At 74.4% G+C, this 26,272-nt stretch carries 22 protein-coding genes; 12 read left to right on the top strand and 10 right to left on the bottom strand.

The annotated features are described in order from the left end of the window. Positions 1-53: 53 nt before the first annotated feature. On the top strand, positions 54-1,709 hold the full coding sequence (locus ACFY0O_RS10820) for an LPXTG cell wall anchor domain-containing protein (RefSeq protein ID WP_388945396.1): 1,656 nt from the start codon (positions 54-56) through the stop codon (positions 1,707-1,709). A 240-nt stretch (positions 1,710-1,949) separates the two neighbouring features. Here the strand turns inward: ACFY0O_RS10820 and ACFY0O_RS10815 are convergent, their stop codons facing one another. Continuing rightward, positions 1,950-2,222: a chorismate mutase gene (locus ACFY0O_RS10815; RefSeq protein WP_358893495.1), complete on the bottom strand. Its 273-nt coding sequence runs from the start codon at positions 2,220-2,222 to the stop codon at positions 1,950-1,952. Positions 2,223-2,552: 330 nt separating this feature from the next. Between ACFY0O_RS10815 and guaA the strand changes: the two genes are divergently transcribed. The 4 genes from guaA to ACFY0O_RS10795 all read left to right on the top strand — a co-directional run bounded on the left by guaA (position 2,553) and on the right by ACFY0O_RS10795 (position 6,955). Next, positions 2,553-4,145, top strand: coding sequence for a glutamine-hydrolyzing GMP synthase (guaA, locus tag ACFY0O_RS10810; protein ID WP_388945392.1), 1,593 nt, complete (start codon positions 2,553-2,555; stop codon positions 4,143-4,145). Positions 4,146-4,236: 91 nt separating this feature from the next. Then, positions 4,237-5,070, top strand: coding sequence for a class II aldolase/adducin family protein (locus tag ACFY0O_RS10805; protein WP_388945389.1), 834 nt, complete (start codon positions 4,237-4,239; stop codon positions 5,068-5,070). Between the two features lie 117 nt (positions 5,071-5,187). Next, entirely contained in the window at positions 5,188-6,429 is a 1,242-nt protein-coding gene (locus ACFY0O_RS10800) for a hypothetical protein (RefSeq protein WP_388945621.1), read from the top strand. 19 nt (positions 6,430-6,448) lie between these two features. Continuing rightward, positions 6,449-6,955: a DoxX family protein gene (locus ACFY0O_RS10795; RefSeq protein WP_388945386.1), complete on the top strand. Its 507-nt coding sequence runs from the start codon at positions 6,449-6,451 to the stop codon at positions 6,953-6,955. Here ACFY0O_RS10795 and ACFY0O_RS10790 read toward each other — a convergent pair. Further along, complete coding sequence (locus tag ACFY0O_RS10790) at positions 6,901-7,125, bottom strand: hypothetical protein (protein WP_388945383.1); 225 nt, start codon at positions 7,123-7,125, stop codon at positions 6,901-6,903. The two genes, ACFY0O_RS10795 and ACFY0O_RS10790, sit on opposite strands and share 55 nt — an antisense overlap. After that, a complete protein-coding gene (locus tag ACFY0O_RS10785) occupies positions 7,112-8,440 on the bottom strand; it encodes a PspC domain-containing protein (protein ID WP_388945380.1) in 1,329 nt (442 codons plus the stop codon). The genes ACFY0O_RS10790 and ACFY0O_RS10785 overlap by 14 nt, the downstream gene beginning before the upstream one ends. A 131-nt stretch (positions 8,441-8,571) precedes the next feature. Here ACFY0O_RS10785 and ACFY0O_RS10780 point away from each other — a divergent pair, with 131 nt between their 5' ends. The 3 genes from ACFY0O_RS10780 to ACFY0O_RS10770 all read left to right on the top strand — a co-directional run bounded on the left by ACFY0O_RS10780 (position 8,572) and on the right by ACFY0O_RS10770 (position 11,808). Next, positions 8,572-9,867 (top strand): PspC domain-containing protein, encoded by a 1,296-nt coding sequence (locus tag ACFY0O_RS10780; RefSeq protein WP_388945377.1) that lies wholly within the window; start codon positions 8,572-8,574, stop codon positions 9,865-9,867. 14 nt (positions 9,868-9,881) lie between these two features. Beyond that, on the top strand, positions 9,882-10,574 hold the full coding sequence (locus ACFY0O_RS10775; protein ID WP_358893613.1) for a response regulator transcription factor: 693 nt from the start codon (positions 9,882-9,884) through the stop codon (positions 10,572-10,574). Positions 10,575-10,695: 121 nt separating this feature from the next. After that, entirely contained in the window at positions 10,696-11,808 is a 1,113-nt protein-coding gene (locus ACFY0O_RS10770; protein WP_388945376.1) for an alpha/beta hydrolase, read from the top strand. A 13-nt stretch (positions 11,809-11,821) separates the two neighbouring features. Here the strand turns inward: ACFY0O_RS10770 and ACFY0O_RS10765 are convergent, their stop codons facing one another. Then, positions 11,822-12,889, bottom strand: coding sequence for an NlpC/P60 family protein (locus tag ACFY0O_RS10765; RefSeq protein WP_388945373.1), 1,068 nt, complete (start codon positions 12,887-12,889; stop codon positions 11,822-11,824). Between the two features lie 134 nt (positions 12,890-13,023). Then, positions 13,024-13,380 (bottom strand): hypothetical protein, encoded by a 357-nt coding sequence (locus tag ACFY0O_RS10760; RefSeq protein WP_388945372.1) that lies wholly within the window; start codon positions 13,378-13,380, stop codon positions 13,024-13,026. Positions 13,381-13,475: 95 nt separating this feature from the next. On the opposite strand from ACFY0O_RS10760, the gene pcrA reads away from it, so the two are divergent. Then, positions 13,476-15,965 (top strand): DNA helicase PcrA, encoded by a 2,490-nt coding sequence (pcrA, locus tag ACFY0O_RS10755; protein ID WP_388945369.1) that lies wholly within the window; start codon positions 13,476-13,478, stop codon positions 15,963-15,965. A 13-nt stretch (positions 15,966-15,978) separates the two neighbouring features. On the opposite strand, the gene ACFY0O_RS10750 is transcribed toward pcrA, so the two are convergent. The 3 genes from ACFY0O_RS10750 to ACFY0O_RS10740 all read right to left on the bottom strand — a co-directional run bounded on the left by ACFY0O_RS10750 (position 15,979) and on the right by ACFY0O_RS10740 (position 18,746). Then, positions 15,979-17,418: a M23 family metallopeptidase gene (locus ACFY0O_RS10750; protein WP_388945366.1), complete on the bottom strand. Its 1,440-nt coding sequence runs from the start codon at positions 17,416-17,418 to the stop codon at positions 15,979-15,981. Positions 17,419-17,629: 211 nt separating this feature from the next. Then, the gene (locus ACFY0O_RS10745; RefSeq protein ID WP_388945363.1) at positions 17,630-17,875 is read right to left on the bottom strand and encodes a hypothetical protein; all 246 of its coding nucleotides are present in this window, start codon (positions 17,873-17,875) and stop codon (positions 17,630-17,632) included. Between the two features lie 34 nt (positions 17,876-17,909). Further along, entirely contained in the window at positions 17,910-18,746 is an 837-nt protein-coding gene (locus ACFY0O_RS10740; RefSeq protein WP_388945360.1) for an esterase/lipase family protein, read from the bottom strand. Between the two features lie 212 nt (positions 18,747-18,958). On the opposite strand from ACFY0O_RS10740, the gene ACFY0O_RS10735 reads away from it, so the two are divergent. Continuing rightward, positions 18,959-19,363 (top strand): cobalamin B12-binding domain-containing protein, encoded by a 405-nt coding sequence (locus ACFY0O_RS10735; RefSeq protein ID WP_388945358.1) that lies wholly within the window; start codon positions 18,959-18,961, stop codon positions 19,361-19,363. A 100-nt stretch (positions 19,364-19,463) separates the two neighbouring features. Here the strand turns inward: ACFY0O_RS10735 and ACFY0O_RS10730 are convergent, their stop codons facing one another. Both ACFY0O_RS10730 and ACFY0O_RS10725 read right to left on the bottom strand, forming a co-directional pair. Further along, entirely contained in the window at positions 19,464-21,026 is a 1,563-nt protein-coding gene (locus tag ACFY0O_RS10730) for a DUF5691 domain-containing protein (RefSeq protein ID WP_388945356.1), read from the bottom strand. Positions 21,027-21,289: 263 nt separating this feature from the next. After that, positions 21,290-22,633 (bottom strand): SWIM zinc finger family protein, encoded by a 1,344-nt coding sequence (locus ACFY0O_RS10725; protein WP_388945354.1) that lies wholly within the window; start codon positions 22,631-22,633, stop codon positions 21,290-21,292. Between the two features lie 134 nt (positions 22,634-22,767). Between ACFY0O_RS10725 and ACFY0O_RS10720 the strand changes: the two genes are divergently transcribed. Continuing rightward, positions 22,768-23,874, top strand: coding sequence for an AAA family ATPase (locus ACFY0O_RS10720; RefSeq protein ID WP_388945351.1), 1,107 nt, complete (start codon positions 22,768-22,770; stop codon positions 23,872-23,874). Continuing rightward, positions 23,871-26,183: a DUF5682 family protein gene (locus ACFY0O_RS10715; protein WP_388945349.1), complete on the top strand. Its 2,313-nt coding sequence runs from the start codon at positions 23,871-23,873 to the stop codon at positions 26,181-26,183. Before ACFY0O_RS10720 ends, ACFY0O_RS10715 begins: the two co-directional genes overlap by 4 nt. Positions 26,184-26,272: the final 89 nt, after the last annotated feature.

Genomic DNA, 26,272 nt, shown 5'->3' with positions numbered 1-26,272 from the left:
GGTCACACGACCCCCGGTGCAACCGACGGGTACGTCCGGGGGTCACACGGGGCATGAGACAGCGCATCTCCCTGCTGGCCGCGTGCGGCCTGGCGACCGTGGGGCTCGCCGCCCTCCCGGCCACCGCCGCGAACGCCGCGGAACCCGTCTTCCGCCTGACCGGGCCACCCGGCCTCGTCCTCCCGCCCGCCCCCGCGACGGGCTCCCCGACGCCGGCGGCGCTGAACTACCGGCTGGAGGCCCCGGCCGGGGCCGCCGCCTTCGACGGGGACATCACCCTGACCGTCGACCTCGCCAAGCTGAACGGCGTGGCGACCGTCCAGGAGAGCCCGGGCGCGGCGGCCAAGAAGTGCGCGCCCGTCGGCAGCACCCTCGTCTGCACCCAGCACGGCCTGCGCCCCGGCGTCCCGGCCGGCGTGGACCTGGAGGTCGTCCCCGGCAAGAAGACCGGCGTCGGCGTGGTCGTCGTGACCGGCACGGCCGCCGGCGCCACCATCACCCCCGCCAACCCCACCGGCATCAAGATCGGCGCGCCGGACCTGGTCATGGGGCAGCTGGACCTCAAGAAGGACCTGAAGCCCGGCGAGAGCCAGCCCCTGCCGCTGACCTTCAGCAACACCGGCAACGAGCCGGCCAGGGGCGTCGTCCTGGAGCTGGAGGCCAGCCACGGCCTGGAGCTCCCGGAGCGGTACGACAACTGCACCTACCGCACCACCCGCACCGCCACCGACGTCGTCTGCACCATCGAGGGCGACTTCGACGCCAAGGCCTCCTACGAACTGGCCGGCGACAGCCCGCTGCACCTCAAGGCCGGCCCGAACGCCCTCAACGAACGCCTCGGCTACGGCATCTACCCGGCGCCCGTCCCGCAGAAGCCCCAGGCCGAAGCCGGAACGACGGGCACGCAGCAGAACGGCACCGGCAAGCCGGCGGCCGGCGACGCGGCGGGCAAGGCCTCGCGCAAGCTGGTCGCCCGCAAGGCGCCCCAGGCCGCGCTCGCCGAGCACGGCCCGGACCTCAACCCGGCCGACAACAAGCGCGAGGCCGCCCTCACCGTCCAGAACACCGCGGACTTCGAGGCCGAGCCCCTGGTCGTCAAGGGCGCCGCCGGCACCACCGCCAAGGCCGTCGTGGCCATCCGCAACAACGGCCCGGCCTGGATCGCCGACCAGGGCGGCGCCCCGGCGGCCGTCGTCGACGTCGAGCTCCCCAAGGGCCTGAAGGCCGTCACGGTGCCCACCGCCTGCCGCCCGGTGAGCGAGTCCCTCTACCGGTGCGCCACCGCGCCCTCCGTGCTGGAGCGCGAGAACGTCGAGTTCCCGTTCGAGTTCAAGATCGAGAAGGCGGTCAAGGACGCCAAGGGCGCCGTCCGCGTCGGCGCGCCCGGCCCGAAGGGCGAGCCGCAGCGGCACTCCTTCGACCCGGTCCTGGCCAACAACCTCGCCGCCCTCACGGCGAACCCGACGTCCACGGGTGCCACCCCGAGCCCGTCCGGCAGCCCCTCGCCCAGCACCTCCGCGAGCTCCTCCGCCTCCCCGAGCCCCTCGGCGAGCGGCGGCACCACCGCGAACGGCGGCACCAGCGGCAGCGGCCCGCTGGCCTCCACCGGCAGCCAGGCCGGCCTCCTCGGCCTCGGCGCGGCCGGCCTGCTGGCCGTCGGCGGCGCGCTGTTCCTCTCGGCCCGCCGCCGCAAGGCCGGGCACGCCTGACGGCGCGACCGCCGCAGACCGGCGGACGAACGAACGGCCGGCCCGGGGCGTCCCCCGGACCGGCCGTTCTTCTTGCGGTGACCGGGCTGCTGTCCCCTGCCGTCCGGTCACGCGGGGGAGAGGGGTCCCACGACGCGCGCCATCAGGCGCCACGTCTCACCGCTCCCGCGGACATCCCCTCAACGAAGCCGCCCGGGGCCGGACACGGTCCGGACGGGTGACGAACACCCGGCCGCGCGGTCAGACGCGGCCGCGGCACAGCTCCAGCAGGGTCATCGCGAGCGCCGTCCCGGGCTTGCCGAGGGCGTCGCTGAAGTGCGACAGCACCTCCATCTCCCGCGAGAGGTGCACCCGGCGCCCGCCCGCGCCGATCCGGGCCTCCTGGATGACGGCCGAGACGGCCATCCGCTCCTGGATCAGCCCGATGATCCGGTCGTCGAGGGCGTCGATGCGCTCGCGGCAGTCGGCGATCAGCTGCTCGGGGGTGGCGGCGGTGGTGGTGAGGGTGCTCATGGGTTTCTCCTGGGGTCGTGGCCGGCAGGAGCGGGAAACGCGGAGCGCCCCGGTCCTGTCGGACCGGGGCGCTCTGGGAAGTCAGTGGCTCAAGCGAGCATCACGAGGACCCATGGCGACCGGACCGGCCGGTGCCATAGGTAAAGAGGAAGCTCAGCTGCTTGCGCATGGGGTGGATTATTGCCACACCCGCGCCCCGACGCCAAGCGGGCCCGGATGGTGAGACGCCCCGAGGGCGTGACGTGGGCCTCGGATGGTGCGACAAAACGGCGGCCGGCGCCACCGGTAGAATCGACAAAACAGCCCCCTCTTCCGCCGGAAGGCCGTCCCGTGCCAGAAGCACCCTCCGCCGCCCACGACAGCGCCCCGGACACGGTCCTCGTCGTCGACTTCGGCGCGCAGTACGCCCAGCTCATCGCCCGCCGCGTCCGCGAGGCCCGCGTCTACAGCGAGATCGTGCCCAGCACGATGCCCGTGGCCGAGATGCTCGCCAAGGACCCGAAGGCGATCATCCTCTCCGGCGGTCCGTCCTCCGTCTACGAGGAGGGCGCCCCGCGCCTGGACGACTCCCTCGCCCTGTTCGAGTCCGGCGTGCCCGTCTTCGGCATGTGCTACGGCTTCCAGCTGATGGCGACCACCCTCGGCGGCACCGTCGACAACACCGGCGCCCGCGAGTACGGCCGCACCCCGCTGGCGGTCTCCAAGACCGGCTCGACCCTGTTCGAGGGCACCCCCGAGCACCAGTCGGTGTGGATGTCCCACGGCGACGCCTGCTCCGCCGCCCCCGAGGGCTTCACCGTCACCGCCTCGACGAACGTCGTCCCGGTCGCGGCCTTCGAGAACGACGAGAAGAAGCTGTACGGCGTGCAGTACCACCCCGAGGTGATGCACTCCACGCACGGCCAGCAGGTCCTGGAGCACTTCCTCTACCGGGGTGCGGGCCTCAAGCCCACCTGGACCACCGGCAACATCGTCGAGGAGCAGATCGCCGCGATCAAGGCGCAGGTCGGCGACAAGCGCGCCATCTGCGGCCTGTCCGGCGGCGTGGACTCCGCGGTCGCCGCGGCCCTCGTCCAGAAGGCCATCGGCTCCCAGCTGACCTGCGTCTACGTCGACCACGGCCTGATGCGCAAGGGCGAGACCGAGCAGGTCGAGAAGGACTTCGTCGCGGCCACCGGCGTCCAGCTGAAGGTCGTCGACGCCCAGGAGCGCTTCCTGAACGCGCTGGCCGGCGTCTCCGACCCGGAGACCAAGCGCAAGATCATCGGCCGCGAATTCATCCGCGTCTTCGAGCAGGCCCAGCTGGAGATTCTCCAGGAGGACGGCCCGGCGGTGGCCTTCCTGGTCCAGGGCACCCTGTACCCGGACGTCGTCGAGTCCGGCGGCGGCACCGGCACGGCCAACATCAAGTCCCACCACAACGTGGGCGGCCTCCCCGACGACATCGAGTTCGAGCTCGTCGAGCCGCTGCGCCAGCTGTTCAAGGACGAGGTCCGGATGGTCGGCCAGGAGCTCGGCCTGCCCGAGGAGATCGTCCAGCGCCAGCCCTTCCCCGGCCCCGGCCTCGGCATCCGCATCGTCGGCGAGGTCACCAAGGAGCGCCTGGACCTGCTGCGCGAGGCCGACGCCATCGCCCGCCACGAGCTGACCGCCGCCGGCCTGGACCGGGAGATCTGGCAGTGCCCGGTCGTCCTGCTCGCCGACGTCCGCAGCGTGGGCGTCCAGGGTGACGGCCGCACCTACGGCCACCCGATCGTGCTGCGCCCGGTCTCGTCCGAGGACGCGATGACGGCCGACTGGACCCGCATGCCGTACGAGGTGCTGGCCCGGATCTCGACCCGCATCACCAACGAGGTCAAGGACGTCAACCGCGTGGTCCTGGACTGCACGAGCAAGCCCCCGGGCACCATCGAGTGGGAGTAGTCCCCCGCGAGCGCCGCGCCTGACGCGGGGCGTGCCCGAGTGAAGCCGCCGTTCCCCCGGGGACGGCGGCTTCGCCGTTTCCTCTGGCCAGTTGCGGGCCCGGCGGGTACCTTGCCGCCGCGACCAGGAGGAGGGGACAGCCATGCCGGAGCAGCCCGTGCCCGTGCCGGTGGAGCGGCTGGCGTTCGAGATGCCGCCGGTGCACGACGACCCCGCCGAGGAGCGCGCGCACCGCAAGGAGCGGCTCGCGGGGGCGCTGCGGCTGCTGGGGCGGCTGGGGTACGAGGACGGGGTCGCGGGGCACGTCAGCGCCCGGGACCCGGAGTTCGGGGACTGCTACTGGGTCAACCCGTTCGGCCGGGCCTTCGCCGGGCTCGGCCCCGAGGACCTGCTGCTGGTCGACGGGGACGGGCGGGTGGTGCGGGGCGGGCGGCGGGTGAACCAGCTGGCCTTCGCCGTGCACGCGGCCGTGCACCGGGCGCGGCCGGAGGCGGTCGCCGTGGTCCGCACCCAGGGCCCGTACGGCAGGGCGCTGGCCTGCCTGGGTGAACTGCTGGCCCCCGTCAGCCAGGAGGCCTGCGCCTTCTACGAGGACCACGCGCTCCTCGACGAGTACCTGGGCGCCGAGGATCCGGCGCGGGTCGCGCGGGCGCTGGGCCCGTACAAGGCGCTGATCCTGCGCAACCGGGGGCTGCTGACGGTCGGCGGGTCGGTGGACGCCGCCGTGTGGTGGTTCGTCGCGGCGGAGCGGGCGGCGCAGGTGCAGCTGATCGCGCGGGCCGCGGGCAAGCCCGTGCTCATAGACCACCACGGCGCGGTCGCCACGCGGGAGCGGTTCGGCGGCGACCTGGCCGCCTGGGCGAGCTACCAGCCGCTGTGGCAGACGGTCGCGGACGGCGCCGGACCGGTGGCGTCAACATCATGAACGGTTAATCACCTGCTCTGACATCGTGCGCAATCCGGAGCACTGCCCCAGTGGTGCACAATTCGCTGGCATTGCACCGTAGTTCAGAGAGGCGGCACGCACGTGGCTGTCCAAGAGATGTCCCGGGGTACCCATACCGCCGTCTGCGCCTGCGACGACTGCGCGCGGGAGGGGCACCGGCGCGCGGTCGCGGCGTTCCTGGAGAAGCGCGACGAGTTCGCCGCCGGGCAGGGGGTGCCCCCCGCCGTGGCCCACTCCCTCGGCGCCTCCCGCCAGTGGGTCTCCGACGAGCTGGCCCTGTCCGCCCGCACGGTCGCCGAACGGGGGAGGGAGGCCGGGAACTCCTGGCTGTACCTGTTCTCCCGGCGGGCCGTCCTCGCCCTGTGGATCGCCGCCGGGGTGCTGCTGCTGGTCCAGGTCGGCACCGCGCTCGGCACCGGCTGGTCCACCGCCCGGACGGCCGGGCTGCTGGCCGCGCTGGTGCTGGCCGGGCTGCTGACCGTCGCCGCCCGCGCGCAGTCGCTGCGGGGCGGGCTGCTGGCCCCGTTGGTCGGCGAGGACAACCGGCTGTCCACCTCGAAGGCGGTGCCGGGCGCCTGGGTGGTGCTGACCGCGTTCGCGGCGCTGCTGCCCGCGCTGCGGCTGGCCGCCTCCTCGCCCGGGCCGGAGCGCGACGCCCTGTACCAGGGGTTCGCGCTGGGGCGGGCGCTGCCGCTGCTGGCGGTGGTCGCGCTGACGTCGGGGGTGGCGGTGCTGGTGCGCCGGGTGGTCTCCGTACGGATCGTGGGGCAGCGGCTGCAGAAGCTGCCGGCGGACCGGCCGCGCGGAGCGGACCTGCTGACGGACGACGACGGCCGCGGCAGCCTCCCCGACGCGCAGTACGTCCTCGTCTCCACGGTGGTGCTGGCCTACGCGGCCGTGTCGCTGGCCCGCTTCCCCGAGCGGCTGCCGCAGCTGCCGTGGGCGCTGGCCCTGCTGGTGGCGCTGTCGGCGGCGGTGTACCTGGCGGCGAAGTACGCCGAGGGGAGCCGTCCGCTGGTGCTGTCGGTGGTCCGCAGGCGCGAGCCGGGGGACATCGACGCGGCGGTGCGGCCCGGCGACGACATCGAGATCCGGGGCGTCGGATTCGTGCCGCCGGGGGCGCACACGCCGGAGATGCTGGCCCGGCTGGTGGTGCGGGTCGGCGCGGTCCACGTGCACGTTCCGCTGGTGCCGGTGGCGGGCGGGTTCGTGAACCCCTCGGACACGGTGCTCACGGTGCCGGTGCCCGCGGAGGTAGAGCCGGGCCGGGTCGACGTGCAGGTGGTGACCGCCGCAGGGGTGGAATCCAACCGCTGCGTCATCGACGTGGCCGAATGAAGCGGGTAGACATGGCTGCGTGAACCGAACTGACGTCCCTTCCGGTGTGCGGTCCACACCGTGGGGAGAACGCGCCTCCCGATACTCCCTCCTCCCGCTGCGGATCTTCCTCGGCGTGACCTTCGTCTACGCGGGCCTCGACAAGCTGACCACCGCGGGCTTCTTCGCCGCCTCCGGCTCCGGCTCGATCGGCGAGCAGATGCACGGCGTGCGCGACACCGCCGCGATCCCGGCGCTGGTGGACCTCACGCTGAAGGCCCCCGCCGCCTTCGGCTACGCCATCGCCGTCGGGGAGCTCCTCGTCGGCCTGGGCGTGCTCGCCGGGCTGCTGACCCGGATCGCGGCCGCGGGCGGTGCGCTGATCTCGCTGAGCCTGTGGCTGACGGTGTCCTGGGCCGTGACCCCGTACTACTACGGCAACGACCTGGTGTACCTGATGGCCTGGCTCCCGCTGGTGCTGGCCGGGGCGCCCTACTGGTCCCTGGGCTCCCTGATCCGGTCGCGCCGGTCCCGCCGCACCGCGTAGGTCACCAGCCCCACCAGGGCGGCCAGGGCCAGTCCGCCGAAGGCCATCGGCACGACCAGGAACCACGGCAGGTCGGTCTCGCCGGCCGCGTCGAGCAGGTACAGCACGCCCGCCGCGGTCAGCACCAGGCCGGCCAGCAGCCTTCCGGGCTGGAACTCATGACGCCGCACGGGCCACCTCCACCTGTCCCACACCCGCGTCCAGGTGCAGCTCGATCGTCCCGCCGGCCTCGGTGCCCGCGGCCGGGGGCAGGGTCGCCCGCCGGTTCTCGCCGCCGTCCTTGATCCGCACGGAGCGGTCCCCGGGCAGCTGGATGTCGCCCAGGTCGATGGAGATGTCGGCCTGCGCGGTGACCTCCCGGGGGACGATCACCTTCAGCCGGCCCGCCTCGATGGAGGCGCGGACCGACACGGTCGTGCCCTTCGGCACGTCCAGGCGGCTCAGGTCGAGCGTGGCCAGCCCGGTCCCGGAGGAGTACAGGGGCCGGACGTCGGCCACCGCCGCCGGGCGCCAGTCGACGTTGTGCCAGTCGGTGCCCACCTCGCGCGGCAGGGCGGTGGCCGCCGCGAGCAGCACGGCCGTGACCAGGCCCAGCAGGATCGTGCCGAAGCCGGTGCGGCCCTTGAGGGAGCTGAGGGCCAGGCCCAGCCCGAACACGGCCAGCGCGCAGGCCAGGCCGACCTGAAGGGCGTGCCCCAGCGGGCTGCCGTGCCAGACGGAGGCCGTGCCGACACCGCCGGCCAGCAGGGCCAGCACGAAGATCCGGCCGCCGATCCCGCCGCGCCCCTGCCCGTGGGCGGGCGCGGGCCGCGGCTTCGCCGGGGCCGCACCGGGCGGCGTGCCCGTGCGGTCGTCGGCGCCGTCGTCGGGGCCCCACAGGTAGCCGGAGGAGCCGACCGGGCCCGTGGTGCCGTCCTTGACCAGCGGCTCGCGCCACCACGACGGGGTGCTCGGCGCGGGTGGCGCCTGGGTCTCCGGCGGCGCCGGCCGGTGCGTCCCGGGGGCCTCCGCCTCGGGGGCGGCGGCCGCGCGGCGGTGGCGCCGGGACCAGTACGCGGCCCCGCCGAGCGCCAGGATGACCAGGACGGAGAAGGCGCCCATCACCCCGTTGTCGAGCATCGACAGGAACAGGGAGCAGCCCACCAGGGCGCTGAACACCGCGGCCAGGGTGGTCCCTTCGACGCGGCCGGTCAGCAGCTTGCGGCCCTCGCTGTCCTCCTCGCCCTCCAGGGGCAGCAGCAGCCAGGCGAAGCCGTAGAAGACCAGGCCGACGCCGCCCGTGACGGCGAGCACGCCGAGCACGATCCGGAACACCACCGGGTCCAGGTCGAAATACCGGCCCAGGCCGCCGCAGACGCCTGCGAGGACCTTGTCGCGCTTGCTGCGGCGCAGTGGCGGCCGTTCGGCGGGGGCCGGTGTCCCGGGATCGTCCCCCGGGCTCCGTCCGGAGGCACCCCCGGGCGGGGCGTCGTGTACGTCGGTCATGGCTCCATGGTGACCGACCGTCCGGCCGCCCGGCACCGGGCCCTACCCTGGCGCAACCCTGATATCCCCCCGACGGAACTGGGGGGATGCCCTGATGCCGCCGCCCGCCCGCGCATGTGACCCTTGGTGACATGCCCTCAGCAGCCGCCGCCCGTGCCCCGCACGCCCCCGACCCCGACGACCTCCCGCAGCGCAGGCTCTACCGCAGCGCCGACGGTCGGATGCTCGGCGGAGTCGCGCGCGGCCTCGCCGGGCACCTCGGGCTGCCCGTGCTGTGGATCCGGCTCGCCTTCCTCGCCATGTTCATGTGGGGGGACGGGCTGGGGGTGCTGCTGTACGCCGCTTTCTGGGTCTTCGTCCCGCTCGGCGTCGGCGGCAGCACCGGGCACCACTCCTTCTTCGAGACCCTCGCCGACGGCAGCCGGCGCCTGCGCAAGCCCGACAAGGGGGCGGTGTCCGGGCTGATCGCCCTGGCCGTCGGCGCGGGCATCTTCATCTCCCAGCTCCGCGTCGGCGGCGCCAACGGCCGCTACGTCTGGCCCACCCTGCTCGTCGGGGCCGGCGTCGTCCTCGTGTGGCGGCAGGCCGACAACGCCCGCCGCGCCCACTGGAACCCCGCCGGCGCCCGCAGCACGCGGATGCTCCCGCTCGCCCGGGCGCTCGCCGGGGTGGTGCTCGTCGGCGTCGGCCTGACCGTCTTCATCGTCGTACGGGGCTCCGCCGCCCAGCTCGGCAACCTCCTGACCGCCGTCCTCGCCGTCCTCGTCGGCATCGCCCTGCTCGCCGGACCCTGGCTGATCCGGATGACCCAGGACCTCTCCGAGGAGCGGCTGATGCGCATCCGCGCCCAGGAGCGCGCCGAGGTCGCCGCCCACGTCCACGACTCCGTGCTGCACACCCTCACCCTGATCCAGCGCAACGCCGAGGACGTCGGCGAGGTCCGCCGCCTCGCCCGCGCCCAGGAGCGGGAGCTGCGCAACTGGCTGTACAAGCCCGAGGGCACCGGCAAGGACGAGGCCGAGGAGCCGGCCACCCTCGCCGAGGCCGTGAAGAAGGCCGCCGCCGAGGTCGAGGACCACCACGGCGTCCCGATCGAGGTGGTCGTCGTCGGCGACTGCCCGCTGGACGAGAAGCTGGCCGCGCAGATGCAGGCCGCGCGCGAGGCGATGGTCAACGCCGCCAAGTACGGTGGCGAGGGCGGCCCCGTCCAGGTGTACGCGGAGGTCGACGGGCGCACGGTGTTCGTGTCCGTACGGGACCGGGGACCGGGCTTCGACATCGACGCGGTACCCGGCGACCGCATGGGCGTACGAGAATCGATCATCGGCCGGATGCAGCGCAACGGCGGGACCGCACGACTGCGGTCCGCGCCCGACGGCGGCACGGAAGTCGAACTGGAGATGGAGAGGGTGGCGAACGCGGCATGACGGGCGTGACGGGCATGACCGAGGGCGGCGCGGTGGACGACGGGGCCAGGAGGGTCCGGGTGGTGCTCGTCGACGACCACCGCATGTTCCGCACCGGCGTACAGGCCGAGATCGGGGAGACGGCCCGCACCGGCGTCGAGGTGGTCGGTGAGGCCGCCGACGTGGACCAGGCCGTCACCGTCATCACCGCCACCCGCCCCGAGGTGGTCCTCCTCGACGTGCACCTGCCCGGCGGCGGCGGCGTCGAGGTGCTGCGCCGCTGCGCCCCGCTGATGGCGGCCGCCGAGAACCCGGTGCGGTTCCTGGCCCTGTCGGTGTCGGACGCCGCCGAGGACGTCATCGGGGTCATCCGGGGCGGCGCCCGCGGCTACGTCACCAAGACCATCACCGGCACCGACCTGGTGGACTCCGTCTTCCGGGTCCAGGACGGGGACGCGGTGTTCTCGCCGCGGCTGGCCGGCTTCGTCCTCGACGCCTTCGCCTCCACGGACGCGCCGCCGGTCGACGAGGACCTGGACCGGCTCACCCAGCGCGAGCGCGAGGTGCTGCGGCTGATCGCGCGCGGGTACGCGTACAAGGAGATCGCCAAGCAGCTGTTCATCTCGGTGAAGACCGTCGAGTCGCACGTCTCGGCGGTGCTGAGGAAGCTCCAGCTCTCCAACCGGCACGAGCTGACCCGCTGGGCCACCGCGCGCCGCCTCGTCTGACCTGCGCGTGAACCGGGGGTGACGCCCCGGGGCCGGGCCCCGGGGCGCGGTCCGGATGTGATCCACGACGCAGCCGGGGAGGGCAACCGGACGGCGTCACGGCGGCCTCTTGGGTGGCGTGATGAGCCTGACGGGGACCCCTCTCTTCGCGGCGGTGATCGGCCTGACGCTGATCGCCGTCGCCCTGCCGCTGACCGTGTGGAGCAAGGTCCGCGGCCCCGCCGCCGCGCGCCTGGCGGTCCGCGGGCTGATGGTGGTGTTCGCACAGGTGACCGCCGTCGCCCTGGTGTTCGTCGCGGTCAACCGGGACATGAACTTCTACGCCTCCTGGGGCGACCTGATGGGCACCGGCAGCTACGTCCAGTCCGCCCCCGACCTCGGCGCCGACGGCATGGGCGGCAAGAAGGCCGAGCAGGTCAGGCAGGAGCCCAAGGTCCGCCAGGACTTCCAGCCCGTCGACGGGCTCGGCGGCCGCGTGAAGAAGACCGAGCTCGACGGGAAGATCTCCGGGGTCAAGGGCGACGTCATGGTGTGGCTGCCGCCGCAGTACGACGACCCGGCCTACAAGGACAGGAAGTTCCCGGTCGTCGAGCTGATCCCCGGCATACCCGGCACCGGCAAGTCCTGGTTCCAGGGGCTCAAGGCGCACGAGGTGCTGGAGCCGCTGATGAAGGAGGGCAAGGTCCAGCCCTTCGTCCTGGTCTCCCCGCGCGCCATGCTGCTGGGCAACGCCGACACCGGCTGCGCCAACCTCCCCGGCAAGGTCAACGCCGACAGCTGGTTCAGCGTCGACGTCCGCAAGATGGTCACCGACAACTTCCGCGTCTCCGACGAGCCCCGCACCTGGGGCGTGGCCGGATACTCCGCGGGCGCCTACTGCGCGGCCAAGCTGGCCATCCTGCACCCCGACCGCTACGGCGCCGCCGTCTCGCTGTCCGGGTACAACGACCCCGGCCAGGAGCCCACCTCGCTGGTCGCCAAGGACCCCGAGCTGCGCCGCACCCACAACCTCAAGGAGCTGCTGAGGTCGCAGCCCGCGCCGCCGGCGGTGGCGCTGTGGATGTCGGGGGCCGAGCAGGACGGCTACCTGTCGGGCATGGACCTCAAGGGGCTCGCCCAGAACCCGACCACCGTGCACGCGGAGAAGGTGACCGGCGGCCACAACCTGGAGTCCTGGTCCAAGCAGCTGCCGCAGACCTTCGGCTGGCTGAGCCAGACCGTCAAGGCCCCCTGACGGGCCGGGGCGGCTACGCCGGGCGGGAGGCGCCGGCCCAGGGCATCGAGTCGACCGGTGCCAGCCGGACCGTGGAGCCGGGGCGCGGGGCGTGGATGATCTGCCCGCCGCCCACGTACAGGCCGACGTGCGTGACCCCGGAGTAGTAGAAGACCAGGTCGCCGGGGGCCAGCTGGTCGCGGGAGACCCGCCGGCCGGCGTTGATCTGGGTGTAGGTGGTGCGGGGCAGCGAGACCCCGGCCGCGCGCCAGGCCGCCTGGGTCAGGCCCGAGCAGTCGAAGGAGCCCGGGCCGGTCGCGCCCCAGATGTACGGCTTGCCGATCGCCCCGTACGCGAACGCCACCGCGCGGGCGGCGCGCGAACCGTCGGCGGGGGCCGGGGCGCCGGTCCGCCCGGCGGGCGCCGTCCCCGCGGGCCGGGCGGCGGGGCGGTCCGGGCCGCCGCCGTGCTGCGCCTCGTACGCGGCCCGCTCCTCGGCGCCGAGCCGGGCCAGCAGCCGCTGGGCCGTGGCCAGCCGGTCCTCGACGACGGACTTCTGCCGGGCGAGCTCGTCCCGCCGGGCGCGGACCTCCTTCAGGCTGCCGTCGGCCCGCGCGCGCAGCCGGGCGACCTCGTCGAGCCCGCGGCGTACGGAGGCCACCTCGGCGGCGGTCCGGTCGCCGGCCCGGGTGAGCAGGGAGGACCGCTCCAGGTAGTCCTGGGGGTCGGTGGCGAGCGCCAGCTGGAGGGCGGGGCCCAGGCCGCCGCTGCGGTACTGGCCGGCCGCGACGGTGGCGAGGGCGCTGCGGGCGGCGCCGAGCCGTTCCTCCCTGCGGGCGGCCTCGTCCTGCAGGCCGGTCAGCGCCCGCTCGGCCTCGTCGGCCCTGGCCTTCGCCCCGTTGTAGTTCTCCGTCGCCGCCTCGGCCTCCTCGTAGAGCCGGTCGACCTCCGCCTTGACCTGGGCGGGGGTCTGCTGGGGCTCGGCGTGCGAGGTGCCTTCGAAGGCGGTGGCGGTGGCAGCGCCCGCGAGGGCGAGGGTGGCGGCCGTCCGGACGGTGCCGCCGGAGAACGGGCGCTGCCTGGGCTTTCGATGACTGGCCACGGGGGCCTCACGTCCTTCCGTCGGTCCCGCAGGTCTCAGGTCTCGGGGGAGGACGCTAAACCTGGAGGTCACGGCCGGATGACGAGTTGATCAGTACTGGCTGCGGCTGATCGCCGATGGCCGGACGGGACCGCTCAGTGCCAGAGGACGGCGATAAAGATATTGGCGACGGTCAGTCCGCCGACCGCGCCGAAGAGGCCCTTCTCGACGTGCTCCTCGTCGCGCTTGACGTAGACGAGCGCCAGGATCACGAAGAGGACCGCCAGCTTCACGCCGATCTTGATGTTGTTCAGCGGTGCCCCGTCGCCCATCTCGTGGAAGCCGACGAGCAGCACGCCGGTGACGAGCATGGTCAGCGCGCCGTGCAGCATCGCGGGCACGAAGCGGGCGGTGCCGGCGCCCATCGCCTTCATCTGGGTGAGGAAGCCGCCCAGCAGGGAGGCTATGCCGATGATGTGCAGGCCGACGAAGACGTTGGTGAGGACAGTCATGGCGACGAGACTACGGGGTGTCCCTTCCCGTCCCGACGGCGGATTTCCCCGGGGCGGGACCGCCTGTCGGTCCCGGCCTCTAGACTCGGATGGCGATGAGCAGCCTCTTTGACGACAGCTTCCTGGCCGACCTCACCCCCTCCGACGAGGTCCCCCCGCCGCCCGAGGAGCACCACGCCCCCGAGGAGGGCGCGGACGACCTGTTCGGCGGCCGCTTCGACCTGCCCGCGGACCGGGACGCGTACTACCGCGACGGCGCCCCCCGGCCGGTCATCGACCCCGCGACCCTCCTGGACGGGCTGAACGAGCAGCAGGCCGCCGCCGTGGTGCACGCGGGCTCCCCGCTGCTCATCGTGGCCGGCGCCGGCTCCGGCAAGACCCGCGTGCTGACGCACCGCATCGGGCACCTGCTGTCCGCGCGCCACGTCCACCCGGGCCAGATCCTCGCGATCACCTTCACCAACAAGGCCGCGGCCGAGATGAAGGAGCGCGTCGAGAACCTGGTCGGCCCGCGCGCCAACGCCATGTGGGTCTCCACCTTCCACAGCGCCTGCGTGCGCATCCTGCGCCGCGAGTCCAAGCGCCTCGGCTTCACCTCCTCGTTCTCGATCTACGACGCCGCCGACTCCAAGCGCCTGATGGCGTTGGTCTGCCGCGACCTGGACCTGGACCCGAAGAAGTTCCCGCCCAAGTCCTTCAACGCCAAGATCTCGAACCTCAAGAACGAGCTCATCGACGAGGACGCCTTCGCCGCGCAGGCGGCCGACGGCTTCGAGAAGACCCTCGCCCAGGCCTACGCGATGTACCAGGGCCGGCTGCGCGAGGCCAACGCCCTCGACTTCGACGACATCATCATGACCACGGTCCACCTCCTCCAGGCCTTCCCGGACGTGGCCGAGCACTACCGGCGCCGCTTCCGGCACGTCCTGGTCGACGAGTACCAGGACACCAACCACGCCCAGTACACCCTCGTGCGCGAGCTGGTCGGCCCCGGCTACCCGGACCTGCCGCCCGCCGAACTGTGCGTGGTGGGCGACGCCGACCAGTCGATCTACGCCTTCCGCGGCGCCACCATCCGCAACATCCTCCAGTTCGAGGAGGACTACAAGGACGCGACGACGATCCTGCTGGAGCAGAACTACCGCTCCACGCAGACGATCCTCTCCGCCGCCAACGCCGTCATCGAGCGCAACGAGAACCGCCGCGCCAAGAACCTGTGGACCCAGGCCGGCAGCGGCGCCGTCATCACCGGCTACGTCGCCGACACCGAGCACGACGAGGCCCAGTTCGTCGCCGACGAGATCGACCGGCTGACGGACGCGGGCGACGCCAAGGCCGGCGACGTCGCGATCTTCTACCGGACCAACGCCCAGTCCCGCGTGTTCGAAGAGATCTTCATCCGCGTCGGACTGCCCTACAAGGTCGTCGGCGGCGTGCGCTTCTACGAGCGCAAGGAGGTCCGGGACGTCCTGGCCTACCTGCGCGTCCTGGCCAACCCCGAGGACAACGTCCCGCTCCGCCGCATCCTCAACGTGCCCAAGCGCGGCATCGGCGAGCGCGCCGAGGCGATGATCGACGCCCTCGCCCACCGCGAGAAGATCACCTTCCCGCAGGCCCTGCGCCGGGTGGACGAGGCCTTCGGCATGGCCGCCCGCTCCACCAACGCCGTCAAGCGGTTCAACACGCTGATGGAGGAGCTGCGCACCGTCGTCGACTCCGGCGCCGGCCCGGCCGTGGTGCTGGAGGCGGTCCTGGAGCGCACGGGCTACCTCGCCGAGCTCCAGGCCTCGACCGACCCGCAGGACGAGACCCGGATCGAGAACCTCCAGGAGCTCGCCGCCGTCGCCCTCGAGTTCGAGCAGGCGCGGGACGAGGAGAGCCCCGGCACCCTGGCCGAGTTCCTGGAGCAGGTCGCGCTCGTCGCCGACTCCGACCAGATCCCGGACGAGGACCCGGACGGCTCGGGTGTCATCACGCTGATGACCCTGCACACCGCCAAGGGCCTGGAGTTCCCGGTGGTCTTCCTGACCGGCATGGAGGACGGGGTCTTCCCGCACATGCGGGCGCTCGGCCAGACCAAGGAGCTGGAGGAGGAGCGCCGCCTCGCCTACGTCGGCATCACGCGCGCCCGCGAGCGGCTGTACCTGACCCGCTCCGGCATGCGCAGCGCCTGGGGCACCCCCTCGTACAACCCGCCCTCGCGGTTCCTGGAGGAGATCCCGGCCGAGTACCTCCAGTGGAAGCGCACGGGCGCCGCGCAGAAGCCGGCCGGGCCGATGCGCGGCTCCGGCTACGGCTCCTCGTCGTCCGGCGCGGGGAAGGCCTCGTTCGGGACCTCGCCCGAGGCCTTCCTGTCCTCCTCGCGCTCCCGGTCGTCCGGCCCCTCCGGGTTCGCGACGCGCCGCGCCACCGACAAGCCGGCCATCGCGCTGGCCGTCGGGGACCGCGTCACGCACGACCAGTTCGGGCTGGGCACGGTCATGGAGGTCCGGGGTGCCGGCGCGGACGCGCAGGCCACCATCGACTTCGGGGACGACAAGCCCAAGCGCCTGCTGCTGCGCTACGCGCCGGTGCAGAAGCTCTAGCGGGGTCCGGCTGCTACGTCGGGTCCAGGCCGTGGCTGCGCAGCCACGCCAGGGGGTCGACGGCGGAGCCGCCACCGGGCCGTACCTCGAAGTGGAGGTGCGGGCCGGTGGAGTTGCCGGAGTTGCCCGAGTAGGCGATGACGTCGCCGGCCTTGACCTGCCCGGACCGGATCTTGGTGCTGCTGAGGTGGCAGTACCAGGTCTCGGTGCCGTCGGGGGAAGTCAGGATGGCCATGTTCCCGTAGGCGCTGTTCCACTGGGTGCGCATGGTGCCGTCGGTGGCGGCCATGACCGGGGTGCCGTAGGAGACCGGGAAGTCGATGCCGGTGTGCACGGACATCCACATGCCGCCGGCCTGGCCGAACATGGCGCTCAGGCCGTGCTGGGTGACGGGGATGGCGAACTTGGGGCGGGCCGCCTCCTTGGCCGCCGCCTCCTCGGCCCGCTTCTTCTTCTCTTCTTCCTGACGCTGCTTGAGGTCGATCCGCTCCTGGGTGCGGCTCGCGCGGTCGGCGAAGTCGCCGGCGTCGGCGCTCAGAGCGGTCAGCTGGGTGTCGAGCTTGTTGTTCGCCGCGACCGGCTTCACCGAGGACGGGTCGGGGGCGGCCATCGTCGTGGTGTCCTCGGACGGCTTGTCACCGCCGGTGAGACCGCTGACGGAGGCGGCGGCGACTCCCGCGACGCCCATCACGCACATGGAGGGCACGGCCACGGTCAGCAGGGCGGAACGCTTGGCCGGCGTGCGGCGCCGGGCGCTGCCCGCCTTCTCCTTGCCACCACGGCCGGCGGCCCGGCGCGCCGAACGCGGCTCGGCGGCCGGGGCATCGGAGGCGGAGGCGGAGGCGGAGGCAAGGGGCGCCATCTGCGTCGCGTCGTCGAACTGCGGCTCGTCGTCCCCGGCGGGGAAGGCGGGGCCGAGCGGCTCGAATACGGAGGTCTCGTCTTCGGCTTCCGCGTGGACATCGGCGACCGGCTCGCCGCCGCCGCCGTTCCACGCGGTGGCGTCATAGGCGCCGGTGTCCTGCCCGTTCCCGCTCCCGTTCCCGTAGCCGGAGAAGTCCCACTGCCCGGTCTGCTCGGAGCCGGGGTCGGCGTATCCGAACGAGGCCGACGGGTACGCGGTGGTATCGGAGTTCGCGGAGTTCCAGGCGCTCGCGTCCCAGGAGCCGGTCGCGTCCTCGGGGACGGTCTGGGCGGGGACGCTGGAGAGGTAGTCCTGCTGCGCGGTCCACGTGGTGGTGTCGTAGGCACCGGTGTCGGCGGACGACGAGGTGTACGCGCCGTAGGCGTCGTAGCCCGCATAACTGCCCGACGCGGCGTAGTCCGTGACGTACTGATAGCCCTGACCCTGCGTTTCATAGGAAACGTATGCCTGGTCACCAGCGAAAGTGGTGGTGGAAAGGCCGTCGTACCCGGTTTCGGGGTACTGGCCCGACGTCGGGCGGTCGTTCACCAACTTCTCTTTCGCCTCGGCAGTGGGGGCCTGGGTGGCCGGGGAACTCAAGGTTCACCGGAGGAGAGCAGTGGCGTGACTGTACCCGGCGGTTACTCGCCTCGACAATCTTCGGCGGGTTTCGAGCTCGCGGGAACCGGGCATTCGGCCGCCTTTCGGTCGCAGGAAGACCGACCCTTGGCCTTGAGTTCGAAATTCGTTCGACTCGGGATCATCCGGTGTTGTAGGCCAACGCGAGCAACAGCGCGAACGGCACCGGCACCAGCACGGCCGACCGCAGCCAGGCCCCGCGGCGCGCCCTGGGCGGCAGGACGGCGTCGACGACGAACACCGCGCCGACCAGCAGCACACCGGTGACGGCCAGCAGGAACAGCATGGCCGCGGAGTGGTCGAGGGTGTGGAAGTCGCAGTTGCGCAGGTCCGGCCTGGCGAGGTCGCCGGTGCTGTGGCAGTCCATGGGCAGGTACTCGGTCAGCGCCCACCAGGCCAGCTCAGACGACCATGCCCTCCCCTTCGGTTCCGGCCGCCGGCGGTTTCCGCACGGGCCCCTCCGCGGCGCCCGCGCCCCCGGCGTCACGCACCGGACCGTCGAGGGCCCGCCGGACGGCGGTGACGACGGCGGGATGCACCGGAAGGGCGAGGTGCCCGATCCCGGTGACCTCGACGTTCGTCGCGTCCAGGTCGGGGTGCTCGATCCGGGCCGCGCCGGGCGGGGTCATCAGGGCGTCGAACGCGCTCCAGAACGCCACGCACCGGGTCCGGCAGCCGGGCGCGGGCGCGCGCAGCTCCTCCATCACGGGGGAGTCCGGGCGCATCTGGCGGACCAGCGGGTGGGCGTCCATGAAGGGGGCGACACGGGTCCCGCCGTGCGGGGTGCCGAGGGTGACCAGCGTCCGCACCCGGGCGTCACCGCCGAGCCGCTGGACGTAGTACCGCCCGACCAGCCCGCCCAGGCTGTGGCCCACGAGGTCCACCCGCTCCTGGCCGCTGCGCTCGCACAGCTCCTCGACGCGCCGGGCGAGGTGACGGGCGGTGACGCGCAGGTCGAGGGTGAGGGGGGAGTAGTTGTACGTCTCCACGCGCCGCCGGCCGCCGGCCCCGAGGGCCCGGCGCAGCAGCACGAACACCGACCGGTTGTCGGTGAACCCGTGCAGCAGGAGGACGGGCGGCAGTTGCCCCGGCGGCGGTCCGCCGCCGGATATGCGCTCCTCCCGGACTCCACTCGGGTAGAGGAGCATGTGCCCGGCGAGTACCAGCGCCTCCAGGACCGCGGCCCGCAGGGCGGCCCCCGAGCGCGGGACGGGCAGCGGTGCGATCGTCAGCCCCATCGACGGCCTCCCCTGGACCTCTTGGGTAGGGGGCCGTGCCGGCTGCCGACGTGGCCCCGCCACCGTGCCGTGCGGCTGGCGGCGCGGGGGCGGGGCGAGTGGGCGAGGTGAATCAACGGCGTCCCACGTGTGATTTCCCCCTCCCCGTTGACCGTGAAACGGTGCCGTGCGCAATGCTGTACTTAACGTTCGTTCACTCGGGAGGCAGTGCGATGGGTGTGACCGGTCCGATCCGTGTGGTGGTGGCCAAGCCGGGTCTCGACGGCCACGACCGCGGGGCCAAGGTGATCGCGCGGGCGCTGCGGGACGCGGGCATGGAGGTCATCTACACGGGCCTGCACCAGACCCCCGAGCAGATCGTCGACACCGCGATCCAGGAGGACGCCGACGCCATCGGCCTGTCGATCCTCTCGGGCGCGCACAACACGCTGTTCGCGCGGGTGCTGGACCTGCTGAAGGAGCGGGACGCGGAGGACATCAAGGTCTTCGGCGGGGGCATCATCCCGGAGGACGACATCGCTCCGCTGAAGGAGAAGGGCGTGGCGGCGATCTTCACCCCGGGCGCGACGACGACGGAAATCGTCAACTGGGTCAACACGAACGTCCGCCCCGCGTAGCCCCAAGTCCCCGCCCCGCCCTTCGCCCGTTCCCCAGGGCAAGCCCCGGCCCCCCTGGGGGCTCCGCCCCCAGACCCCCGGTGCGGGAGAGGGGCGGGGGTCACGACGGCGCGAGCTCCGAGAGCATTTCGGCCCGCACCCGCAGCGTCGCGACCAGCCGCTGGAAGGCCTCGGCCCAGTACGCGGAGGCCCCGGAGCCCCCCTCCGGGACGTCCGACACCCCGGCCGTGAGGCCCTCCAGCCGGCCCGCCTCCGCAGGATCGAGGCAGCGCTCCGCCAGCCCCATCACCCCGCTGAAGCTCCACGGATATCCCCCCGCCAGCCGCGCGGCGTCCAGCGCGTCCACCACCGCCCGCCCCAGCGCCCCCGCCCACGGCACCCGGCAGACCCCCAGCAGCTGGAACGCCTCCGACAGCCCGTGCGCCCGCACGAACTCCGCGACCCACTCCGCCCGTTCCCCCTCCGGCAGGGTCTCCAGCAGCTTGGCCCGCTCCGCGAGCGACGCCGTGCCCGGTCCCGCCGCGGGCGGCGCGGACGCCGCGCCCAGCAGGGCCTTCGACCACCGCGGGTCCCCCTGCCGCACCGCCGCCCGGCACCAGGCGGCGTGTATCTCCTCCGCCCAGCCGTCGGGCACCGGCAGTGCCACGATCTCCGCCGGCTCCAACCCCCCGAACCGGTCCCGCCAGCAGGACAGCGGAGCCGCGTCCACCACCTGCCCCAGCCACCACGCCCGCTCCCCGCGCCCCGCGGGCGGCCGCTCGACCACCCCGTCGCGCAGCATCCCGGCGTCGCACTCCGCCGGCGGCACCACCGCCTCCGGGCCCACGCAGGCCAGCGCCCGCTCCGCCATCCGCCCGGCGAGCGCCGACTCCGGCAGTGCCGACAGCAGCTCCGCCGCCGTCGCCCGTACGTTGCGGCTGCGGTCCCCCAAGGCGGCCTCCAGGAACGGCTCGTCGGCCATCGACAGCCCCGTCCGCAGCGAGTCGAGGAACATCAGCCGGTCCTCGGCCCGCTCGGTGGCCCACGTGGAGGCCAGCAGCCGGGTCGCCGCCGCCGCGTCCCGGGCCCGTACGGCGCCCAGCAGCGCGACCCGTTCCGCGAAGAGCCCCTCCTCCCACAGCCGGGTCACCGCCTCCGCGTCGGCGGGGTCGGGCGGTGCGCCGGTGCCGCCCGCCGCGCCGCGCAGCGCGAACCGCCATTCCGGATTCAGCCGGGCCAGCCAGAGCCCCCGCGCCCCGGCCAGGGCCAGCGCCTGCGGGCGCAGGTCGGTGCGGGCCCGGGCCGCGTCCAGCAGCGCCGGGACCAGCGCCGACGGCGCCCGGTACCCGTGCCGCCCGGCGGCGGCCAGCCACTGCGGGAGCAGCTCCGTCAGGTCCGGGGCGGCCCCCCGCCGCCCGGCGCCGCCGCTCGTACGGCCCGCGAGCAGCTGCGCGAGCCGCCGCCGGGCGGCTTCCGGCGGCGCCGGGCGCGGATCCCGGGGCGCCGGTTCCGGTAGCCGGGCCGCCGCCGCGGGCCGCAGCCCGGCGCGGCGGCGCAGCGTCTGCACGGCCGCCGCGTCGAGCAGCGCCTCCGGTGTGCCGCCCCGCCGCTCGGTGCCCAGCAGCGCGGCGGTGACCAGCGCCTCCCAGTCCGCTTCCGCGTACGTCCCGTCGGCCTTGCCCATCCGGCCCCTCCCTCGTACTCGTAGTCGTCCTCGTACTCGTGTCGGCCCCGGCCCCGGTCCCGTCCCCTGCGCGGGACCGGAGCCTCGGATGTGCCGCACGAACCCGTTCAGCTGGCGTGGTTGTCGTTCATGAAAGCCCCCCGGCTCCTCGTCCGCGCGTCGGCGCCCCCGCGCCTCCGCGTCCTCCATGTCGGTCCGTCAGACGGCATGGATCCCCCCAGGCCCCCTGCGTTTTCTTGGTGTTCGCGCCCTTCTTCGGCTGGTCAGACCAGCGGCACCGGCTCGGGCGAGCCGGGCTGCCAGGCGGTCAGCGGGGTGAAGCCGCGGTGGCCGCACTCACCGAACACCGTGACGGGGCCGCCGCCCGAGAGGGCGGCGAGCTGCCACAGCGCGGACCGCGGACGGCCCCCGCCGGAGGCCACCGGCAGTGCGGACGCCCCCTCCGCGTCCGCCAGCTGCCAGGCCCCCTCGTCCGCCCCGCCCGGTATCGGTATCACCGGGCCGAGGACCACCGGCCAGGACTCCAGCCACGGGTCCTCCCGCAGCGCGGCACCGTAGGCTTCCAGCGCCTCGCCGGTGTCCACTCCGAGCGGAGCCCCGGAGCGGTCCGCCACCGCGGCCGCGGCACGGTCCCCCAGGTCCGCCCGGAGCCCCGCCGTCCCGGGCCGGAAGCGGACTTCCGCCTCCAGCACCAGTCCGACGGGCAGCGCCAGCCCCGGCGCCCGCCCGGGCGGTCCGAAGTCCAGCACCAGCGCCGGCCGTCCGCCCTCCAGCCCGCGCAGCCAGGTACGGCGGGTGGTGAGACGGCCGTCCGGGGACACCGAGTCGTACTGGGCGAGCACGAGCCAGCGGTCCCGGACGGGCTCCCCCTCGGCCGAGGACGGCAGTCCCACCCGGTTCCGGACGGTCGCGGCCAACGGCTCCGGCAGTCCGGACACCCCCAGCCAGGCCCGGTCCAACAGGTGCAGCAGCGCGAACTCCTCAAGCATCCGGGCGGGCCAGCCGGAGCCGCAACCGGGTATTGTCCCCAACTCCCTTACCCGCGAGGCCAGTCCGGGCGCCTGGGCGTCGACCATCCGGGCGGCGGTCTCCTCCCACGGCGCGTACCCCGCCTGTGCCTGCCCGGCGATCCCGCCGCGCAGCAGGTCCGCCAGCCGCCGCTCCAGCTCCACGACGCCCGCCCCGACCCGCTCCGCGCGCCGCTCGGCCCGCTTGCGCGCCGCCCCGGCGTCCACCGGGCCGGCCGCAGCCGGGCGGGCGGCCTTCGCCGCGCGCCCCGCCAGCCACTCCGCCGCCCAGTCCGGCGCCTCGGCCGGGTCGCCCAGGCCCCGCGCCGACCAGAGCAGCAGCAGCCCCAGCGCGTGCTTGCACGGGAACTTCCGGCTCGGGCAGGAGCACGTGTACGCGGGCCCCGCCAGGTCGACGACCGTGCGGTACGGCGTGGCGCCGCTGCCCTTGCACAACCCCCACACCGCACCGGAAGCGGAACCTCCGGTCTGGGACCACGGACCCGCCGCGCCCAGCCTGCCCCCCGCCTTGCGCGACGCCTCGTCAGGAGCCAGAGCCAGTACCTGTTCCGCCGTCCAGCGGACCCCCTGCTCAGTCATGGAAACCACCGTAGAGACCCCCACTGACAATCGCGCTGACCTGCAACGACGCCTCGAACAAGGGGCGTTGTCAGTGGCGTGGTGCACCGTGGGTACAGCAGTCGGGAGCGGCTGCCGAGCACTGGAGGGGGACCATGAGCACGCACGGGAACGACACCGGTACCGAGGCACTGCGACCGCACGCGGAAGACGCGTTCGCGCACGAACTGAAAGCCCTGGAAGCCGCCGACGACCGGCCCCGCCCGGCCCGCTGGAAGCTCTCCCCCTGGGCCGTCGCCACCTACCTCCAGGGCGGCACGCTCGCGGACGGCACGGTGATCACGCCCAAGTACGTCGGCCCGCGCCGGATCGTCGAGGTCGCCGTCACCACCCTGGCCACCGACCGCGCCCTCCTCCTGCTGGGCGTCCCCGGCACCGCCAAGACCTGGGTCTCGGAGCACCTGGCCGCCGCCGTCAGCGGGGACTCCACCCTGCTGGTCCAGGGCACGGCCGGCACCCCCGAGGAGGCCCTCCGCTACGGCTGGAACTACGCCCGCCTCCTCGCCGACGGCCCCAGCCGCGAGGCCCTCGTCCCCAGCCCCGTCATGCGCGCCATGGCCCAGGGCATGACCGCCCGCGTCGAGGAGCTCACCCGCATCCCCGCCGACGTCCAGGACACCCTCATCACGGTCCTGTCCGAGAAGACCCTCCCGATACCGGAGCTCGGCCAGGAGGTGCAGGCCGTGCGCGGCTTCAACCTCATCGCCACCGCCAACGACCGCGACCGCGGGGTCAACGAGCTCTCCAGCGCCCTGCGCCGCCGCTTCAACACCGTCGTCCTGCCGCTGCCCGCCACCGCCGACGACGAGGTCGACATCGTCGCCCGCCGCGTCGGCCAGATGGGCCGCGCCCTCGACCTGCCCGCCGTGCCCGAGGGGCTGGAGGAGATCCGCCGGGTCGTCACCGTCTTCCGCGAGCTCCGCGACGGCATCACCGGCGACGGCCGTACCAAGGTGAAGTCGCCCAGCGGCACCCTCTCCACCGCCGAGGCCATCTCCGTGGTCACCGGGGGGCTCGCCCTCGCGGCGCACTTCGGGGACGGGGTCCTGCGCCCCTCCGACGTGGCCGCCGGGATCCTCGGCGCCGTCGTCCGCGACCCGGCCGCCGACCGGGTCGTCTGGCAGGAGTACCTGGAAGCGGTCGTCCGCGAGCGCGAGGGCTGGAAGGACTTCTACCGCGCCTGCCGGGAGGTGACGGCATGAGCCCGGGCGCCGCCGGACCCCTGCTCCTCGGCGTCCGCCACCACGGGCCGGGCTCCGCCCGGGCGGTGCGGGCCGCGCTGGACCACGCGCAGCCGGGGGCCGTGCTGATCGAGGGCCCGCCCGAGGGGGACGCGCTGCTCGCCCTGGCCGCCGAGCCGGGCATGCGCCCGCCCGTCGCCCTGCTCGCGCACGCGGCGGACGATCCGGGCCGGGCCGCGTTCTGGCCGCTGGCCGGCTTCTCCCCGGAGTGGGCCGCCATCCGCTGGGCCCAGGCCCGGGACGTCCCGGTGCGCTTCATCGACCTCCCCGCCGCGCACACGCTGGCCGCGCCGGAGGGGGAGACAGAGGCGGACGGGGAGGCGCAGGCGGAAGGGGAGGCGCGGGCGGGGGTCGCGGCGCTGCCGGTGGACCCGCTCGCCGTCCTCGCGGAGACCGCCGGGTACGAGGACCCGGAGCAGTGGTGGGAGGACGTGGTCGAACACCGGGGCGGCGGCCCGGTACGGGACCCGCTGGCCGCCTTCCGGGCCGTGGAGGAGGCCATGGGCGCTCTGCGCGAGGCCTACGGGGACGGCGGCCGCCCCCGCGACCTGGTCCGCGAGGCCCACATGCGGCAGCGGATGCGGGCCGCCCGCCGGGAGTTCGGCGAGGAGTACGCCGTGGTGTGCGGTGCCTGGCACGTACCGGCGCTGCGCGCCAGGACGACGGTCGCGGCCGACCGGGCCCTGCTCGCCGGGCTGCCCCGGACCAAGGTGGAGACCACCTGGGTGCCCTGGACCCACCGCAGGCTCGCCCGGGCCGGCGGATACGGCGCGGGTGTCACCTCGCCCGGCTGGTACGCGCACCTCTTCGCCTGCCGGGACCGGCCCGTCGAGCGGTGGCTGACCAAGGTGGCCGGGCTGCTGCGGGAGGAGGGCCGGCAGGTCTCCCCGTCCCATGTCATCGAGGCCGTCCGGCTGGCCGAGACCCTGGCCGCCGTCCGGGGCCGCCCGGTGCCGGGGCTCGGGGAGACGCTGGAGGCGGTGCGGGCGGTGATGTGCGACGGCTCGGACGTCCCGCTCGCGCTGGTCGGGGACCGGCTCGTCGTCGGGGACGTGCTCGGCGAGGTCCCGGACGCGGCGCCCGCCGTACCGCTCCAGCGCGACCTCAGCCGCCGGCAGCGCTCGCTGCGGCTGAAGGCGGAGGCCCGCGAGCGGGAGCTGGAGCTGGACCTGCGCAAGGACACCGACGCGGCCAGGTCCCTGCTGCTGCACCGGCTGCGGATGCTCGGGGTCGACTGGGGAGTGCCCGCCGCCTCCCGGGCGGGGACGGGCACCTTCCGGGAGACCTGGCGGCTGCGCTGGGAGCCCGAGCTGTCGGTACGGGTCGCCGAGGCCGGGATCTGGGGCACCACCGTCCTCGGCGCGGCCACCGCCAAGGCCGTGGCGCAGGCGGCGGCCGCGGGGGAGCTCGGGGAGGTCACGGCCCTGGCCGAGCGGTGCCTGGCGGCTGGGCTGGCGGAGGCCCTGCCCGCCGTGCTGCGGGCCCTGGCCGACCTGGCGGCGCTGGACACCGATGTGGCACGGCTCGCCAAGGCGCTGCCCGCGCTGGCCCGTTCGCTGCGGTACGGGGACGTGCGGGGCACGGACTCGGCGGCGCTCGGCACGGTCGCGGCCGGGCTGGCCGAGCGGATCTGCGTGGCACTCCCGCCGGCCTGCGCGGCCGGGCTCGACGCCGACGGCGCGGCCGAGCTGCGGGGCCATCTGGACGGGGTGCACGGGGCGGTGGCCCTCCTGACCGGCGCCGCGGACGACGGGCTGCGGGACCGCTGGGCGTCGGTCCTGCGGAAGCTGGCCGCGCGGGACGGCGTGCCCGGGCTGATACGCGGCCGGGCCGTGCGGCTGCTGCTGGACGAGGGGCGGCTCCCGCCCGAGGAGACGGCCCGCCTGATGGGCCTCGCGCTCTCCCCGGCGGCCTCCCCGGCCGACGCGGCGGGCTGGATCGAGGGGTTCGCGGGCGGCTCCGGCGGCGGGACGCTGCTGGTCCACGACGAGCGGCTGCGGGGCCTGGTCGACGGCTGGCTGGTGTCGGTCCCGGCGACGGCCTTCACCGACGTACTGCCGCTCCTGCGGCGCACGTTCGGGGCGTACGAGCCGGGCGTGCGGCGCACCCTGGGCGAACTGGCCCGTCGCGCCCCGGGACCGCGGGCGGCCCCCGCCGGCGCGGGCCCGGCCCCCGAGGGCTTCGCCCCCGCCCTGGACCCGGCCCGCGCCGCGGCGGCGGCGGAGGTGGCCCGGCTCCTGCTGGGGGCGCCTGCCCTGGCCGGGCTGTGAGGCGCGGGCCCCTGCCCCGGCCGGGCGGCGCGCCCGCGGCGAAGGAGCGCACCGGGCGCGGAGCATCCGGTATCGGGGTCCGGGGCGGA

Source organism: Streptomyces sp. NPDC001594, assembly GCF_042893675.1.
GTDB lineage: Bacteria > Actinomycetota > Actinomycetes > Streptomycetales > Streptomycetaceae > Streptomyces.
The sequence above is the reverse complement of the archived record's forward strand: the minus strand, read 5'-3'. Positions and strand labels throughout refer to the sequence as shown.